Origin of the sequence: Rickettsiella endosymbiont of Aleochara curtula (genome assembly GCF_964030935.1) — a bacterium.
GTDB lineage: Bacteria > Pseudomonadota > Gammaproteobacteria > Diplorickettsiales > Diplorickettsiaceae > Aquirickettsiella.
In genome coordinates, this window is the sequence record NZ_OZ034990.1 from 943,890 (window position 1) to 960,742 (window position 16,853).

16 protein-coding genes are annotated in these 16,853 nt (G+C 39.1%); 6 read left to right on the forward strand and 10 right to left on the reverse strand.

Features of this window, described 5'->3' with window-relative positions; genetic code table 11:
* Positions 1 to 239: 239 nt before the first annotated feature.
* The 8 genes from trpR to AAHF87_RS04140 are packed head-to-tail and all read right to left on the reverse strand — an operon-like array spanning position 240 to position 7,022.
* On the reverse strand, positions 240 to 530 hold the full coding sequence (gene trpR, locus AAHF87_RS04105; protein ID WP_342147200.1) for a trp operon repressor: 291 nt from the start codon (positions 528 to 530) through the stop codon (positions 240 to 242).
* 57 nt (positions 531 to 587) lie between these two features.
* Positions 588 to 1,370: a tryptophan synthase subunit alpha gene (gene trpA, locus AAHF87_RS04110; protein ID WP_342147201.1), complete on the reverse strand. Its 783-nt coding sequence runs from the start codon at positions 1,368 to 1,370 to the stop codon at positions 588 to 590.
* Positions 1,371 to 2,567 carry a tryptophan synthase subunit beta gene (gene trpB, locus AAHF87_RS04115; protein ID WP_342147202.1) on the reverse strand — a complete coding sequence of 399 codons (1,197 nt, stop codon included), beginning with the start codon at positions 2,565 to 2,567 and terminating at the stop codon, positions 1,371 to 1,373. It lies immediately after the preceding gene.
* Complete coding sequence (locus tag AAHF87_RS04120) at positions 2,557 to 3,192, reverse strand: phosphoribosylanthranilate isomerase (protein WP_342147203.1); 636 nt, start codon at positions 3,190 to 3,192, stop codon at positions 2,557 to 2,559. The genes trpB and AAHF87_RS04120 overlap by 11 nt, the downstream gene beginning before the upstream one ends.
* The gene (locus AAHF87_RS04125) at positions 3,185 to 3,988 is read right to left on the reverse strand and encodes an indole-3-glycerol phosphate synthase TrpC (protein ID WP_342147204.1); all 804 of its coding nucleotides are present in this window, start codon (positions 3,986 to 3,988) and stop codon (positions 3,185 to 3,187) included. Before AAHF87_RS04125 ends, AAHF87_RS04120 begins: the two co-directional genes overlap by 8 nt.
* Positions 3,981 to 4,988: an anthranilate phosphoribosyltransferase gene (gene trpD / locus AAHF87_RS04130; protein ID WP_342147205.1), complete on the reverse strand. Its 1,008-nt coding sequence runs from the start codon at positions 4,986 to 4,988 to the stop codon at positions 3,981 to 3,983. The genes AAHF87_RS04125 and trpD overlap by 8 nt, the downstream gene beginning before the upstream one ends.
* Positions 4,967 to 5,587 (reverse strand): aminodeoxychorismate/anthranilate synthase component II, encoded by a 621-nt coding sequence (locus AAHF87_RS04135; RefSeq protein ID WP_342147207.1) that lies wholly within the window; start codon positions 5,585 to 5,587, stop codon positions 4,967 to 4,969. Before AAHF87_RS04135 ends, trpD begins: the two co-directional genes overlap by 22 nt.
* Before the next feature lies 1 nt (position 5,588).
* Positions 5,589 to 7,022, reverse strand: a complete 1,434-nt coding sequence (locus AAHF87_RS04140) for an anthranilate synthase component I family protein (RefSeq protein WP_342147209.1) — start codon at positions 7,020 to 7,022, stop codon at positions 5,589 to 5,591.
* Positions 7,023 to 7,098: 76 nt separating this feature from the next.
* Here AAHF87_RS04140 and aroA point away from each other — a divergent pair, with 76 nt between their 5' ends.
* From aroA to aroC, 6 genes are read left to right on the forward strand one after another with little or no spacing between them, the layout of a single operon-like run.
* Entirely contained in the window at positions 7,099 to 8,946 is a 1,848-nt protein-coding gene (gene aroA, locus AAHF87_RS04145; RefSeq protein ID WP_342147211.1) for a 3-phosphoshikimate 1-carboxyvinyltransferase, read from the forward strand.
* Positions 8,939 to 9,376, forward strand: a complete 438-nt coding sequence (locus AAHF87_RS04150; protein WP_342147212.1) for a type II 3-dehydroquinate dehydratase — start codon at positions 8,939 to 8,941, stop codon at positions 9,374 to 9,376. Before aroA ends, AAHF87_RS04150 begins: the two co-directional genes overlap by 8 nt.
* Positions 9,373 to 10,206, forward strand: coding sequence for a shikimate dehydrogenase (aroE, locus tag AAHF87_RS04155; RefSeq protein WP_342147213.1), 834 nt, complete (start codon positions 9,373 to 9,375; stop codon positions 10,204 to 10,206). The genes AAHF87_RS04150 and aroE overlap by 4 nt, the downstream gene beginning before the upstream one ends.
* Positions 10,203 to 11,249 carry a 3-deoxy-7-phosphoheptulonate synthase gene (locus AAHF87_RS04160; protein ID WP_342147214.1) on the forward strand — a complete coding sequence of 349 codons (1,047 nt, stop codon included), beginning with the start codon at positions 10,203 to 10,205 and terminating at the stop codon, positions 11,247 to 11,249. The genes aroE and AAHF87_RS04160 overlap by 4 nt, the downstream gene beginning before the upstream one ends.
* Positions 11,243 to 12,352 (forward strand): 3-dehydroquinate synthase, encoded by a 1,110-nt coding sequence (aroB, locus tag AAHF87_RS04165; RefSeq protein ID WP_342147215.1) that lies wholly within the window; start codon positions 11,243 to 11,245, stop codon positions 12,350 to 12,352. The genes AAHF87_RS04160 and aroB overlap by 7 nt, the downstream gene beginning before the upstream one ends.
* Position 12,353: 1 nt before the next feature.
* Positions 12,354 to 13,427, forward strand: coding sequence for a chorismate synthase (gene aroC / locus AAHF87_RS04170; protein ID WP_342147216.1), 1,074 nt, complete (start codon positions 12,354 to 12,356; stop codon positions 13,425 to 13,427).
* Between the two features lie 29 nt (positions 13,428 to 13,456).
* Here the strand turns inward: aroC and AAHF87_RS04175 are convergent, their stop codons facing one another.
* Both AAHF87_RS04175 and AAHF87_RS04180 read right to left on the reverse strand, forming a co-directional pair.
* Positions 13,457 to 14,653, reverse strand: coding sequence for a multifunctional CCA addition/repair protein (locus AAHF87_RS04175; protein WP_342147217.1), 1,197 nt, complete (start codon positions 14,651 to 14,653; stop codon positions 13,457 to 13,459).
* Positions 14,654 to 14,910: 257 nt separating this feature from the next.
* Positions 14,911 to 16,722 carry an SPFH domain-containing protein gene (locus AAHF87_RS04180; RefSeq protein WP_342147218.1) on the reverse strand — a complete coding sequence of 604 codons (1,812 nt, stop codon included), beginning with the start codon at positions 16,720 to 16,722 and terminating at the stop codon, positions 14,911 to 14,913.
* Positions 16,723 to 16,853 lie beyond the last annotated feature (131 nt).

A 16,853-nucleotide genomic window follows, 5' to 3' on the forward strand; every position in this document is an offset into this window, starting at 1 on the left:
ATACAAAGGATACCTCATCAATGCAGACGCTCGTAGGTGAGTGACATTCTAAGAGACTCTGCTATCGCTTGCAACGATTTCAATGCGCAAATAAAGGATAAATTGAGATCTATCATTTCAAATATGGAAAATTTTTCTCACAGCAATTGGGTTTTTGGTAAGGCGCCGCGAGAATGAAGCAAAGCTTCGTTTATTCAAGCCACATGAAGATTGCGAGTTGCGTGGCAGCGCAGACCATATCAAGTGCGTAGATTATATATATTTTTCTTTAAAAATTCGACAAGTTTAGGTGATGTCCGTTTCAGCTCATTCGATCCACGTGTTATTTTGGCAATACTTACCTGCAGATCTTTAGCCATGTCTCTCTGCGTCTTTTCCTGTTTAAGTAATTCTTTTATAATCAAATAGCGTAAAGCTATGCTCTCTTTTTCTTCTTGGGTTAAAATAAAATCGAATAATGAAGATAATACCTTTTCATTATCGGTCTTTAAGCACAATTTAATAAAATCGCGCCAACCTGCTTGATTCATATAATGTGCCTGTAAAAATTGATTAATACTCTATTATTGCAAAAGCAACCCTGTATATCAATTATGTACTGGCTTCGGATATAAGTTTTCTGCAAGTATTGTTAAAGTCGATGGACTTGCCCCTTCTTCCAATGCCTTAACAAATAACGACCCTACAACAACTCCATCAGCATACTTTAATACTCGGCATATTGTTTCTTGATTTGAAATACCAAATCCAACAATAACGGGTAGATCCACCATAGATTTCACCGCGTTAATTTTTCCTTGAAAATCTTCAGGTAATTCATTACGCAGACCCGTAGTGCCTTTCTGGCAAGCATAATATAAAAATCCCTGAGCATAGGCATCGATTTTCTTAATACGCGCCAAGGAGGTGCTTGGTGCAATAACATAAATAAGGGCTATGTCATTTTTAATACATTGTTGGCGGATGGAATCTGATTCTTCTAAAGGACAATCTACTAATAAGAGGCCATCAATGCCTGCTTCTTTTGCTGCGGGTAAAAAATCAGATTGCAGCACAGACAATATCGGATTTAGATAACTAAATAAGATAATTGGGATATCATTCCGTTGGCGAATTTGCTTTGTTATCCATAAAACATCTGCTAAGCAAGTTCCTTTTGCCAATGATCGTTGCGATGCACGCTGAATGATAGGTCCATCAGCAATAGGATCGGAAAAAGGTACGCCAATTTCTAGCATGTTTACACCACCATTAATTAATGCAAGCGCCGCATCCAGTGTAGATTCCGTCCCACCATCACCCGCAGTTAAATAGGCAGTGTATGCTTTACCGTTTTGAAATAATTGTTGTATTCGCGATAGGGTTTTCATCTAAATTACATCTTTTTCCATTAATTGTGGCAGATCTTTATCCCCACGACCTGATAAATTCAGAAGCACGACCTGTTCTTTCGGAAGTGTGGGTGCAATTTTAATTAAATGTGCTAAAGCATGTGCGGATTCTAGCGCGCAAATAATACCTTCTGTTCTAGCTAATAACTTTAATGCATGTATGGCTTCATGATCTGTAGCCGCCACATATTCAACACGTTGGCGCTTAAAGAGTTCGGCATGCTGCGGAGCAACTGCAGGATAATCTAAACCGGCTGAAATCGAGCTCGTCGGAGCAATTTGTCCATGCTGATCTTGCAATATAAAAGTATAACAACCATGCAAAACACCAGCACTCGCCGTGTAAAATCGTGCTGCATGTTCCCCAAGTTGCTTGCCATGCCCTCCGGCTTCTACACCTATCATGCGTATCGCTTTATCAGAGAAAAATCCTGAAAATAATCCAATGGCATTAGAACCCCCACCCACACAGGCGATAACTACATTAGGATTGCCGCCAATTTGTTGCTGACATTGTTGCTGAGATTCATTACCAATAACGGCTTGAAATTCTGCAACCATCGCCGGATAAGGGTGCGGACCTAGTGCAGAACCCAAACAATAATGTGTGTTACCAAATGATGCAGACCAATCGCGCAGTGCTTCATTCACTGCCTCTTTTAAAGTCGCTGAACCTTGTTCAACAGCAATAACTACTGCGCCCATCAACTGCATGCGCGATACATTGGCTGACTGACGTTGCATATCTTTACTGCCCATATAAACCACGCACTTCAGCCCAAGTCGTGCACAGGCCGCTGCTGTCGCTACACCATGTTGACCCGCTCCAGTTTCGGCAATGACACGCGCTTTACCCATTCTTTTGGCTAATAAACACTGACCTAAAGCATTATTCAATTTGTGTGCACCTGTATGTAATAAATCTTCTCGTTTTAAAAAAATTCTCGGCCCATTAATTTTTGCAGCAAAAGCAGGGATTTCGGTTAATGCAGTGGGTCTCCCTGCATAATTTTTTAATACAAAGTTCAATTCTTCTTTAAAAATAAGATCTTTTTTGGCGTTATTCCAAGCAACGATAAGCTCTTCGATAGGCTGCATTAATAATTCTGGAAGATATATGCCACCAAACTCTCCGTAGCGACCTTTATCATCGACTAAGCCATCTTTAGCTAACATGAAAATTGCCTCTTACGGATTTAATAAATTGCTTAATGAGAAAAATATCTTTATTTCCTTTATTTAACTCAACGCCACTCGATACATCGACGCCATTGGGTTGCATAGCATTAATCGCTGCTACCACATTAAATGCTGTCAACCCGCCTGCTAATAACCAGCGAAAAGGTAAATCATAGTAAAAGGCTTGATTAATTTTATTTCCCTGTCCAGGGTAACTATGATCAATCAAAATTAAATCCCGATCAGCATCAAGGTAGCGCAAACCATCATCAATTTGTAATTCACCTTGCTTTGAAACGGTTTGCACATAGATGCGTTGATATTCTTGGGGTAATAAATGATGGGATGCTCGTGATACAGCACCATGTAACTGAACGGTAGTGATATTAGTAAGTTCACAAAGGCGCTGCATTTCAATCGCGGGATGATGAACAAATATAGCTACAGGCAATGCACCTGATGCTCTTGCTGCTTTAGAAATAACTATGGCTTGTTCTATGTCAACATAACGCGGTGAAATAGGGTGAAAAATAATTCCAATCAAGTTGGCGCCTGCTATAGCTGCCTGCGATGCCATTTCAGCATCACGAACCCCACAAATTTTTACTAAATAATTAGTCATGACAACATTCTCTGATAAATTGTCCAGGATTATCAGACCTAACTAATGACTCACCAATTAATACGGCATCATAACCCGCCTGATAATATTCTCTTGCTAAAGCAGGGTGTGTGATACCAGATTCTGCAACTTTAATAATGTTATCCGGTATTGCCGAGACCATTTGCAGCGCATGCTGCGTATCTACAATGAATGTCATAAGGTTACGATTATTAACACCGATGATCTCTGCGCCACAATCTAAAGCGAACGCAAGTTCATGCTGATCATGAATTTCAACAAGTACATCAAGCTTAATCGAACGCGCGAAGTCCAATAGAGTTTTAGTCTTTTCCCCAAGAACAGCGATAATACACAATACTGCACTTGCTCCGGCAACGGCGGCTTCTGCAATCTGTATCTTATCGATAATAAAATCTTTACGAATAATTGGAATGCTTCGATCGTCTATTGCTTCTGCCACTTGACTCAGATCAGCAATATCACCCGCAAAAAATTTCTTATCCGTTAAAATCGATAACGCGTTAGCCCCTCCTGAAATATAACGTTCTGCTAAGCCGATAGGATCTCGAATAGCTGCCAACTCGCCTTTACTCGGTGATTTACGTTTAATTTCGGCAATTATGCTAAGCACGGGAGTGTTCAGCACCTCCTTGAAATTTGATGCATGCTTAAGTTGTAATTCGCCACGCATTACCTTTGCGATGGGATGACTGTTATTACCGGCTAATCGCTGGTGCAAAGCAGCTATTTCCCGCTGTTTTTCCAATAGTATCGTTGTGAGTCGGTTAGTCATGAGAAAATGCTATCCAGTCATTTAATAATCTTAAGGCTTTTCCGCTATATAAATTATCACTTGCGTGTAATAAAGCTTCCGAGATTGATGGATATAATCCATAAATGTAGAGAGCAACGGCTGTATTTAAAATAAGTGTATTTGCAATAGCTCCACGTTTTCCATTGAAAGTATCTAACAACAGACTTGCATTAATTTCTGCATCTCCGCCACGCAAATCCGTAATCGTGCAGCGTTGCAAGCCAAACTGTAACGGATCAATCATATATTCAAATTTTTTCTGTTGTTTCAGCTCAATAATTTTTGTAGGTCCTACACAACTAATTTCGTCTAAGCCCATGCTATGCACCACCGCTGACCGATCACTACCTGTTTGTAACAACACATCTGCCATAATCGGCAGCAATGCTTCATCAAGCACGCCTAAAACAATATGGGCGGCATTAGCAGGATTTAATAACGGACCTAAAATATTAAAGGTGGTAGGAACATTTAATGTTTTACGAAACAGGCGCAGCGCTTGGGTCATAGGATGAAAATTAGGCGAGTAACAGTAACCAATGCCAATTTGAGCTATGCTTTTGCTAACTTGATCCGGGGTTAATTGAATATTCACACCTAAGGCTTCCAGCACGTCTGCGGAACCTGTTAATGACGATATCGAACGATTACCGTGTTTAGCGACTTTAATCCCACAACTTGCAGCAAGAATCGCGCTGCCTGTAGAAATATTTATGGTATTCGAGGCATCGCCACCTGTTCCGACGATATCGAGTACCGTATGCTCGGTCGGCACCACTACCATTTTGTTACGCAATACTTTCACAATAGCTGATAATTCATCTGCTGTTTCATTTTTAGCTCTTAATAACACTAAAAAAGCAGCAATCTGTAATGGATTAGTAGTCGAACATAAAATCTCATCCACCACTTGTTGACAAACATGGCTTTGCAAATCTTCACCACGCATCAATTTTTCTATACTGGATTTAAGCAACATGCGCGCCTGTTTTTGAGTTTTTTATTGCAGATGGCAAGAAATTCCTGTAATAAAAGTGATCCTGCTGGTGTCAAAATAGATTCAGGATGGAACTGGACACCATAAATAGGTAATTGGTAATGCCGCACGCCCATAATAACTTGCTGCTTATTTTCAGCTTCAATGATCAATGTAGCAGGCAATGTTGCGCGCTCTACAATCAATGAATGATAACGACCTGCTTTAAATGGCTGAGTAAGCTTTTGATATAAACCCATTTGCGTATGAAAAATAATATCATCTTTACCGTGGACAATTTCCTCCGACTGAATAACACGTCCGCCTAAAGCAATGGTTATAGCTTGATGGCCCAAGCAAACACCTAACAGTGATGCTGAAAGTTCACCCGCTACTAAAGCATGAATTAAAGCAACGCAAATCCCTGCTGTTTCAGGTCGCCCAGGACCCGGAGATAAAATAATTCCCGCCGGTGACATTCGTTTAATATCATTGATAGTAATTTTATCATTGCGAATAACGCAGACGTCGCTATAAGAAGGTGCCACAGCTTGATAAAGGTTGTAAGTAAAACTATCGTAGTTATCTATAATTAATAACATCTTATTCTCTCGCATGTGCTTGGCTAATGGCATCCAACATAGCAGCTGCTTTTTGATAGGTTTCTTGCGCTTCGGCAGCAGGATTTGAGTCATACACAATACCCGCTCCCGTTCGGATGGTCGCTATACCTTCTTGGAGTATGGCCATTCGAATGGCGATACCACTATCTAAATTTCCTAATGCATCAATACGACAAATAGCTCCACCATATAATCCTCGGCTAGTAGTCTCTAATTCATTAATGATTTGCATGGCACGAATTTTTGGGGCCCCACTGAGTGTTCCGGCTGGAAAAACCGCTGCAAAAGCATCTAAAGCATCATACTTTTCTTGTAACTCACCCGTGACAGTCGATGCAATATGACTGACGTGAGAATAATGTTTTACTTGGAAAAAATCTTTTAACTGCACGCTACCAGGAACACTGACCGCACCGACATCATTCCTGGCTAAATCAACCAGCATCATATGCTCTGCTCGTTCCTTGGGGTCATTTAATAAATCTTCTTCGGTCGATAGATCACTGCGATCTTTCATACGCTTACGTGTACCTGCAATAGGATTTACGGTAATTTTTTTGTTATGCACACTGACCAAGCGCTCAGGCGAGGCACCAATAATGACATTTGCACCGCTAGTAAAATAAAACATAAACGGAGCAGGACTAACTCGGCGTAAAGTTGTATAAATATCTAAAGGAGAAACAAAATAGTTACATTTATAGCATCTCGAGATAACAATCTGAAAAGCATCGCCTTGGATAATAAAATCCTTAGCTTTTTCTACTTTAAGCATAAAATCCGCATCGGATATATCAACTTCGACCGAATCAGTTATTTGTCGTGTAGCCGGCAGCTTTATTTCATAAACCGCTGTGCTTAAAAGTTCGATAATAGTGACTATTTTCTGTTGCGCCTGATAATAGGCTTGCGCTGGATCGGCCCCTACTGCAACCAAGTAACTAATTAACAAGGTTTGTTTTTCATGATTGAAACTAAGATTTAGAGCATAAAAATTAAATTCGATTAATGGCAATCCATTATCAACGACTTGATGGGCAGATATTTCTTCAAAATAACGCACCGCATCATAAGTAATAAAACCTATTGCGCTAGTAATTAAATCGGCAACTTTGGATCGCGTTGCAAAGCTTAGACGTGACTGTAAATCCCGAAGCTCTACCCATGGATGATTATCATCGACATCATTTTTACTCAGGCTTGCAATAGGCTCAAAGCATATAAAAGAGTAACGAACGACATCTCTTTGATGGAGATCCTCAAACATAGCCCCTTCTGTCGCATAGACTTTTTTCAACAGACTATAAATCTGGGTGGGAGTTAGCTGATCAGCAGGAATCTCTTTAAAAACCGCTACACGCTGGGCATCTTTGGCGTACTGCTGAAATTCATCGAAGGGTAAAGCTTGCATCATTCGTAAAGTCTCGTTATGATATACTTTTGTAATGATACAACGTTACAAGAGTATAGTCAATAATGAGTAACGAAAAATGACGCTTATCGTAAATCCAAGCATAGCTTTAAGTGGGAGTATCCTCTCACCTAGCTCGAAATCGCAAAGTATCCGCGGCATGCTATTTGCATTACTTGCCAAGGGAGAATCGACTTTGTTTAATCCATTGAGCTGTGATGACGCACGAGCGGCTATCGCTACATGTAAGGCATTAGGAGCAAACATTCATTTAACAGCGCATAAGCTCACTATACAGAGCAAAGGGATTCCTTTCAGCCCTGCGGCCACTGAAATTAACACCGGAAATTCAGGTATAACCACGCGATTTATACTGCCATTATTAGGATTACGTAAAAATTATACTAGCCCTATCCTGCTTCGCTGTGGCCAACAAATGCAGGCAAGACCCATTAAACCATTGGTCGATGCATTAAATAATCTGGGCATGCATATCCAGTATATTGGTGACGAAGGGCATTTACCGCTTTTAGTGCGGGGTAAATTAAAAGGCGGAGTTACTGAGATAGCAGGCATTAGTTCTCAATATTTATCGGCTTTATTGATGGGATTACCATGCGCTGAAAACCATAGTGTCGTCACGGTAAAAGATTTACATGAACGTCCGTATGTTGATATGACGCTGGATTGGTTGCAACGACAAAGAATCATTTACACGCATCAACATGTTGCTAATATAGATATTTTTCATATCCCTGGAAAGCAAGAATATAAACCTGTTCATACACGGATCAACGGCGATTTTTCCTCAGCATCTTACCTGATTGCTGCTGCAGCGCTTATTCCAGGAGAAGTGAAAATACTAGGATTAAACAATAATGATGGTCAAGGAGATAAACGATTAATAAGTATTTTACAGGACATGGGCGCAAATATAGAGGTGGGTCGAAATAATGTAAAAATTAGAGGCAACAAATCATTAACGGGAATACGAATTGATGCCAATGATATACCCGATCTGTTACCGACCTTGGCCGTCGTAGGCACACAAGCAACCGGCAAAACTGAAATTTATAATGTCATCCACGCCCGAATTAAAGAAACCGATCGCATTCATTCGATAACATCCGGGCTAAGACAAATGGGTGCAAAAATCGAAGAAAATCCAGATGGAATCATCGTACACCAAAGTAATTTAAAAGGCAGTTTGGTAAAGGGATTTGGTGATCATCGTACGGTAATGGCACTTACAATTGCTGGAATGATCGCAAGCGGAACAACATTGATAACAGACGCAATAGCCATTAACAAAACCTATCCTGATTTTGTTATCTCCATGCAAAAAATAGGTGCAAACATAAGTTTGAAAAACACCGACACTAATAACCCGATCATTCTGATCGGATTTAAACACGTGGGTAAAACAACGATAGGTAGACATTTAGCAAAAGCACTTAATAAACGCTTTATTGATCTCGACAGAGAAGTCGAAATGTTACATAAGAAATATTTTCTCGAAACTTTTTCTTGTCGCGAAATTATGCAATCACATGGCGAAAATTATTATCGCCAATTAGAGTCAGAAGCATTACATTTAGCACTTAAATTACCGGCCTGCGTGATTTCTTTAGGTGGCGGCACGACGATAAGTCAGTCCAATCAAGACCTGCTAAAACCGTATCGTTTACTGCATATAGTCGCACCACGTGGCATCGTATTTGAGCGCATTATGATCGAAGGTCGTCCTAGTTATTTTGATGCGAATGAAGATTGCTATACATCATTTAGTCGCTTATGGGATGAACGCAGTGAAACTTACCGAAAATTGGCAGCTTTTACTATCAATAACAACCATTCTATCGATCACGCTGTCAACGAGGCGCTTTTTCATCTGCAAATGAACACGGAACAAAACCACTATGTCTAAGTTATTGCTATTACATGGAGTGAATCTGAACCTTTTAGGTCAACGCGATGCCATGCATTACGGCAATTTAACGCTCAAAGATATTGACGCTATCACTACTCAAGAAGCGAAAAAACACGGATTTAAAATCATTTCCTATCAATCAAATCATGAAGGTAATTTAGTTAATAAATTGCAATCGGAAAGTAAATATTGCGTGGGCATCATTATTAATCCAGGGGCATTTACGCATTATAGCTATGGTTTACATGACGCTCTAATTGATACTGGTTTACCAGTTGTGGAAGTACATTTATCTGATACGCAGCATCGCGAAGCGTGGAGAAAACAATCCGTCATTGCACCGGCTTGTATAAAAGTCATAAACGGTAAGAAAGAACAAGGTTATCGAGAAGCGTTGAATACCTTAATAGAATATTTAAAATCATGAAAATAAACAGCAAAACACAATTAAACATGGTGATTGGTTATCCACTAGAACATTCGCAAAGTCCTATGTTACATGCTTTTAGCTATCAATTACTCGGGATCAATGCAATTTTCTTAGCACAGCCCCGCTTGCTACCGCTTAAATCATTGATAACTGTAATAAAAACATTAGGGATTACACTCACAGCGGTAACTTCACCTTTTAAAGAAAAAACAATTAACTATCTCGATCATTGCAGTGATGAAGTCAAGCAATTACAAGCGACCAATACCATTATTCAACGTGATGGGAAATTGTATGGATACAATACAGATATTGATGGAATCAATTTTGCCTTACGCCATATCGCCGTCGGCAATAAAAAAGTTCTGATAATTGGTGCAGGGGGTGCGGCGCGAGGCGCGGCCTATTTTCTCAAAAAAAACCAAGCCCAACTTTTTTGGATAAATAGAACATCAAAAAAAGCAACGGTTTTAGCAAAAAAATTTGGTGGAAAAGTTGTTACCAGTAATGAACTAGATGGTCTGTCGATCGATATCATCATCAACACGACACCCCTTGGATTTTACCGAAATGTAGATACGTCACCGCTACCAGTATATGCATTTAATCCAAAGCAAGTTGTGTTTGATATGGTCTACAACCCGTTAATGACTCCACTGTTAAAACAAGCAAAAAAACAAGGCGCAAACATTATTTCTGGTTTAGATATGTTTATAGGTCAAGGATTGAAACAAATCGAATTGCTAACCGGTCAATATCTTACGCCGACGATTATAAAAAAACTTAGAAAAATATTAATACAAGACCAAACAGCGATTTTTTTATGAATTATGTACAACTTAAAAAATTACCTCGCGTAGAAGAGATTATTCAGTTATGTCCTTTATCTGCCGAAGGACACCAAAAAATTATGCTCGACAGGCGAGAAATAAAGGATATTTTAGCCGGTCAAGATCGTCGCTTATTAATGATTATCGGTCCCTGTTCAGCATGGCCCAAGGCTGCGGTGCTGGAATACGCAGAACGTTTATTAAAAGTGAATGAGCGCGTCAAGCAATCATTAAAAATTGTTATGCGGGTGTATATTCAAAAACCACGCACCACCAAAGGTTGGACCGGCCCGCTTAATCAACCTGATCCGTATGCTGAACCTAATATTGAAGCAGGGATGCATTATGTTCGCGAGATGATGGTTAAGATTGTGGAAATCGGATTACCTATCGCTGATGAATGTCTATTTACACATAATTCACGCGGGTTTCTAGAGTTAGTTTCATGGTTTGCGATTGGCGCTAGAAGTAGTGAAGATCATGAACATCGAATTTTTGCATCCGCTGCAGATTGTCCTGTAGGCATGAAAAATCCAACACATGGTGCTATTGATGTGAGTATCAACAGCGTCGTCGCTGCACAGCATTCACATATCGCTGCTATGCATGGCTATGAAATACGAACACCTGGGAATCCCTACGCCCATTTGGTTTTGCGTGGTTGCAATAAAATGCCAAATTATTCGCGCGCACATCTTGAATCTATAAAGCAACCTATGCTGGCGCAGCAAATAAAAAACCCAGCGGTGGTTATTGATGTTAGCCATGATAATAGCTTGGTTAATGGAAAAAAAGATCATCGAGCACAACTTACTGCTATTTCTGAGATTATGCAGTACTTAAAAATGTTTCCGGAATTACGCCGTTTAATGAAAGGCTTCATGCTAGAGAGTTATTTAAAGGAAGGAAATCAAAAGCTTGAAGCTTGTAATTCTACTTCTATCGACTTAAATGGCTTATCGATTACCGATCCTTGTTTAAATTGGGAACAAACCGAAAATCTATTACTTACCTTAGCCCAAGAAGTACAATCATGTTAAATAAAATTTCTATGCCCATGCCTGTCGAACAAAGCATAAACTGCCCTGTTATTATTGGAGCTAATTTATATGATTTTTCTGCTTGGTTACCAAGCTTAGCATTCCAACAAATAGTTATTATTACTGACCATACTGTGAAAAAACTTTATGGCTTAGAATTACAAAAATGTTTGCAGCAAGCAGGCTACAAAAATTTATTATTTTCGTTCCCAGCAGGTGAAAAATTTAAAACCTATAAAACTAAACAAATGTTAGAAAATAACATGCAGTTACATGGTTGTAATCGGGATACGTTAATTATTGCCCTAGGTGGTGGGATTGTAGGAGATCTGACTGGATTCATTGCTGCAACTTATTTACGCGGCATTCCTTACATCCAAATTCCAACTACTTTATTAGCTATGGTGGATAGTAGTATCGGCGGAAAAACGGGCATCAATACGATATATGGTAAAAATTTGATAGGGGTTATTTATCAACCTCTGTGTGTTGTTATCGATATTATATTATTAAAAACTTTATCCAAAAAAAATATAATTAATGGTTTAATAGAAGCCATTAAAATGTTTTTAACTTATGATGCAAAAAGCCTGCATTACACGGAATCACATCTTAGGTATCTTATCCAAGGAAGCGCCATATATTTGAAAGAAATTGTCACCAAAGCAGTTAAAATTAAAGCCGCTGTTGTAGGTCGAGATGAAAAAGAACAAGGTGAGCGTAGCGTTCTCAATTTTGGCCACACTATCGGCCATGCCTTAGAAAAGCTATCAAATTATACCTTATTGCATGGATATGCCGTGGCTTATGGCATATTAGTTGAAGCAAATATTTCTTATTTATTAGATTTATTAAATAGCAAAGCTTTATTAATAATAAAAAAACTGCTCGCACAGTTAGGCATTTATGGAAAAGATCTACAAAAATATAATCCAGCAGAAATCCTGCAAGCAACAAAAATCGATAAAAAAGTTCGATTAGGGAAAGTACATTACACACTATTAAGTGACATTAGCAGTATCTATATAAATAATGGTAATTATGTTCATCCTGTTACCGATAAAATCGTTAAACTAGCAATAAAAAAAACAATTAAGGAATAACATGGCCGGCAATTCTTTTGGAAAATTATTTAAAATAACCAGCTGCGGCGAATCACATGGCGGAGCTGTGGGAGTGATAATTGATGGCTGTCCCCCAGGATTGGAAATTTCAGAACACGACATTCAATTAGAGTTAGATCGGCGCAAACCAGGACAAAGTCATATTACTAGCCCCAGAAATGAACGCGACACCATTCATGTATTATCCGGTGTATTTGAGGGAAAAACCACAGGTACACCGATATTACTGCTAGCCTATAATGCCGATATGCGGCCAGAAGATTATGAAACATTAAAAAATATATATCGACCTTCACATGCTGATTTTACCTATATGATGAAATATCGGCGACGTGATTTTCGTGGCAGTGGCCGTGCTAGTGCTAGAGAAACATTGGCTAGAGTCGCTGCGGGAGCTATTGCAAAAAAATTCTTAAAGCAAAAATTAAATATTGAAATTATTAGCTACGTAGAGCAAGTCGGGCATTTGTCTACGCAGATCGATCATCAAACGGTAACTCCAAGGCAAGTTGAAACCAATATGATTCGTTGTCCAGACCCTATTTTAGCTGAGCAAATGATCCAATTAGTGGAAAATGTAAAAAAAGAAGGTGATTCCATCGGTGGCGTTATCAAATGTGTGATACGTCATGTCGCCCCAGGATTAGGTGAACCTGTTTTTGATAAATTATCCGCAGATTTAGGTAAAGCCATGCTAAGCATTAATGCTGTAAAAGGATTTGAAATTGGCTCAGGATTCAAGGGAGCCGGTATGCGTGGTAGTGAACACAATGATCAAATGCTTATTAAAAATGGTAAACCAACATTTACTTCGAATCATGCCGGCGGCACCTTAGGCGGTATTTCCACTGGTGAAGATATTTATTTTCGTGTCGCATTTAAACCAACTTCGAGCATTAGTAAACCGCAACAAACACTTAATTTACAAAACGAAGTGGTAGAGCTAGTGACTGAAGGCAGACATGATCCTTGTGTTCTACCGCGAGCTGTCCCTATTGTTGACGCAATGGCGGCTTTAGTCATTATGGATCATTATCTAAGAGCTCAAGTATAATTTTCGCACTTGAATTTTTGATAGCGGTATTAAGTTTCTCGCAAAAAATTTGATATGGCTTTAACACGCTGCTCAACTAGTTTTTTCCCTAACGCTGCGCCAGTAATACCCGATTTTTTTATCCTATTTGCAGATACTTTTTTAGCCGCAGCAAAAGCCGCTAACACTCTATCTTTTTGCAAATAAATAATTTTGCCTAGTCCAGAATAAGCTTGAAAATCTGCTTCACAAACCAATAAAAACTGATCTAAGCGGGAAGATTGTCTAAACGCATCAGTTTTCTCTAGTAACCTATACAAAGATTGAGCATCTAGTTCTAAAGCGCGATGACAAAGTAGATGATAGGCTGCCGCTGTGACAGCAAGTGAAGCATAGGCACGAGGTATACGATAGCGCTGACATAATGCTTGTATCTTATGAATTCCCCCTTCGGTTTCTTCTTTTGCAACACCCTTACCTAAATCACATAGTATTGCTGCGAAACGTACTTGCGGATCATCAGTCAACGCCACCACTTTTTCCAAAACAGCTAAATAGCTATGTTGCCCTAGAGAGCGTGGATCCGCTATACGTTCATATTGCACATATAATTCTTGCAGTTCGGGAAATAACACCGCTAATGCGCCGCATTCATACAAAGTTTTAATGAAAGCTTGTGGCGCAGGTTCAGTGAGCGCTTTGAAAAATTCTTGCCAAACTCGTTCTGAAACCAACGCCTGCACTTCACCGATAGATACCATGGCTTTCATTAGCTCCATGGTTTCTTTAGCCACTCGAAAGCCTAATGGCGCAAACCTCGCCATAAAACGTGCTACGCGTAAAATACGTACCGGATCTTCGCTAAAGGCAGGAGAGACATGTCGTAATAACTTATTATCAATATCTTTCTGGCCTTGAAAAGGATCGATAATATGACCACTGCTATTTTGCGCCATTGCATTAATCGTCAAATCTCTACGTTGTAAATCATCCTCAAGCGTAACGTCAGGCGCTGCATAGCAGGAAAAACCTTTATAACCAGGCCCAATTTTGCGCTCTGTACGCGCTAATGCATATTCTTCGTGAGTTTTAGGATGAAGAAAGACTGGAAAATCCTTACCAATCAAACGAAAGCCTTGCTTTAACATTTCCTCTGGACTCGCGCCCACGACGACATAATCACGTTCCTTTACCGGAAAACCCAATAATTGATCGCGTACTGCCCCACCGACTAAGTAAATTTCCAAAACAACTTCCTTCAATATTTAACTTCTTGCCCATAAAGCTTAAAGAAAGTTATAAACTAAACTATCCACTTTGCCAAATTTATTGATTTATGAGTTCGTTAATGAATTTTGTTTCTTCTAAAGTCGGCAATAAATCGCCTTGATTATTAACAAGCGGCGAATTTTTCCATATGTGTTTTTCAATAACCTCGCAATTTGCCTTAGTTACTGAACCTGCCTTACTAATTACATAATTTTATTTACAGACTCGAATATATTTACTGTGTAAAAACCTTTTGATGCTCTGTGTTTTGCGGCAAAAAACTAGCCGAATTCAATGCAGGATTATCATTATTCCCACCAAAAATCCCACAGTTTACAAGACCTCCTGTTATGTCTTGCCTCATTGTACTTGGTAAATAAATTACCTTTTGCACACCTGTTAGTTGTTCATTATTTACCTGCATCAACCCAGCTTGCTGCGCTGTAGGATTACCTTCCACAGCCTTACCCCCCGCTGCTAAAGCCTTCCATTTACCTATTAAAGTTTGATTGTGTGCTTCTCCTGTTACTCTAATAGCCTTTGCTTCGGCATTTGCTTTGATCTCAATAGCCTCTGCTTCAGCATTTGCTTGCATTGTAATAGCCGTTGCTTGTGCTTGTGCTTCAATAAGTCGGCTACTTGCCTTTTGTTTAGCATCAGACTCTTGAATTTGATTGCCAGCTTCCATATTAGCTAATTTAGCTTGCGTTTCAACAAACAGGAGAGACTGTGAAGCAATAGTCTTAGCTAAGTCCTGATCCTGTATGCTTAACGATTCAATTCTAATATTAAAGATATCTATTCCTAAATCATGGATCCCATGACGCTGCAATTCCCGAATAAAGGCATCATGCACTTTTGAATAAAAAGAATAGGGGGGCGGGGATAACTCTGAATTATTTAAATCTTGCTGAGTACTCGAATTAGAACCACTATAGGCAGGCGTAGAACTTTGGCCAATTTCTTTAAAGGTAGAATTTCGAATAATACCGCTTAAAGTAGCTATCGCTGTATCATGAATGTATTTATCCAGCAGGTTAGGATCAATTTTCTTACATACTTTTTCAGTATTAGTAATTCTATAAAATACATCAGCCTTGATTTTCAGGGGCACATAATCGCTACTCTCATAAGTAGCATCTGGCAATTCCATAATACTATCTTGAGTCGATATAATTTTTATTAGTTTAGAAGGCGGGACGATAAAATGAACTCCTGGCTTTTTCATCACTAGCCGTCCTTCCTCATCATAAACAACCCCTTCTGTTCCTGTCCTAATTGAAACCAACTTGCCAGGATCTAGTTCATTGATTTCCCTTTCTAAATCTAAAAATTTAATAAATTTGGTCGTAGCAAGGGGGATCATATGGAACCCTGGCGTCAAGAATAAATGCTTTCCCGCCTTAGTATCCTGAGCATAACCTAACTGACCTTCTTGAACCCGAACCAATTTCATTGCACCATGCTGAATGTAAGGCTCGTCTATTCTTCTTTTACCAACAAATTCAGTGGTGGGCGCGAGCATGACATGCCACCCTGGCGGTAGAATTTCAGCTTTTCCAGAACATAACACTAAAGCTATCTCTCCTTCATTAACTAGGTGCATTCTAAAAATAGATATAGGTAAAGTTAATAAAGCGATTAGGAAACGTAAACATCGTTCTGCAAACGAATAGGTTGTAAAATGAAGTTCATCACTGTTACAACTTTTAACAACATAGTCCTTAATCGCATTATAGAGTTGATTGCCTACTGGATTAACGGGAAACAAACTCTGTAATTTTTCGTAGATATCTTGCTCCAAAAAATTCAAGTTTTTTAATGAATCAACAAATTCTTGAATAGGCTCTTCTGTTTCTATAGAAAACCATTCTGTGTTTTCAGTAATTAGAATAGAAGGAGACTCTTGTAAAATAGAAAGCTTCTCCTCCAGAGCATTGAGATTCTTATTGGGACTCTTTAAGAAAAGAATCTTATTTTTATTAATCTGGTCGTTGTCTGACAATAAAACTGATTTATCAGCTCCAACAGTAATTGTATATCCCATAGAAAATCCCTCATCTAGCAAACTAATAATGTTCTAATTAAAAAGTATAATGCGAATTCAGAGCTAAGGGCAATAAAATTTTTCTGTCGCAGAAATCCTGAATTCATATTAATTAAGCCTAACATAAAACT

What these genes read in the sequence shown, in the direction of transcription:
- trpR (WP_342147200.1), bottom strand. Translation starts at nt 530, where the DNA reads ATGAATCAAGCAGGTTGGCGCGATTTTATTAAATTGTGCTTAAAGACC.
- trpA (WP_342147201.1), bottom strand. Translation starts at nt 1,370, where the DNA reads ATGAAAACCCTATCGCGAATACAACAATTATTTCAAAACGGTAAAGCA.
- trpB (WP_342147202.1), bottom strand. Translation starts at nt 2,567, where the DNA reads ATGTTAGCTAAAGATGGCTTAGTCGATGATAAAGGTCGCTACGGAGAG.
- AAHF87_RS04120 (WP_342147203.1), bottom strand. Translation starts at nt 3,192, where the DNA reads ATGACTAATTATTTAGTAAAAATTTGTGGGGTTCGTGATGCTGAAATG.
- AAHF87_RS04125 (WP_342147204.1), bottom strand. Translation starts at nt 3,988, where the DNA reads ATGACTAACCGACTCACAACGATACTATTGGAAAAACAGCGGGAAATA.
- trpD (WP_342147205.1), bottom strand. Translation starts at nt 4,988, where the DNA reads ATGTTGCTTAAATCCAGTATAGAAAAATTGATGCGTGGTGAAGATTTG.
- AAHF87_RS04135 (WP_342147207.1), bottom strand. Translation starts at nt 5,587, where the DNA reads ATGTTATTAATTATAGATAACTACGATAGTTTTACTTACAACCTTTAT.
- AAHF87_RS04140 (WP_342147209.1), bottom strand. Translation starts at nt 7,022, where the DNA reads ATGATGCAAGCTTTACCCTTCGATGAATTTCAGCAGTACGCCAAAGAT.
- aroA (WP_342147211.1), top strand. Translation starts at nt 7,099, where the DNA reads ATGACGCTTATCGTAAATCCAAGCATAGCTTTAAGTGGGAGTATCCTC.
- AAHF87_RS04150 (WP_342147212.1), top strand. Translation starts at nt 8,939, where the DNA reads ATGTCTAAGTTATTGCTATTACATGGAGTGAATCTGAACCTTTTAGGT.
- aroE (WP_342147213.1), top strand. Translation starts at nt 9,373, where the DNA reads ATGAAAATAAACAGCAAAACACAATTAAACATGGTGATTGGTTATCCA.
- AAHF87_RS04160 (WP_342147214.1), top strand. Translation starts at nt 10,203, where the DNA reads ATGAATTATGTACAACTTAAAAAATTACCTCGCGTAGAAGAGATTATT.
- aroB (WP_342147215.1), top strand. Translation starts at nt 11,243, where the DNA reads ATGTTAAATAAAATTTCTATGCCCATGCCTGTCGAACAAAGCATAAAC.
- aroC (WP_342147216.1), top strand. Translation starts at nt 12,354, where the DNA reads ATGGCCGGCAATTCTTTTGGAAAATTATTTAAAATAACCAGCTGCGGC.
- AAHF87_RS04180 (WP_342147218.1), bottom strand. Translation starts at nt 16,722, where the DNA reads ATGGGATATACAATTACTGTTGGAGCTGATAAATCAGTTTTATTGTCA.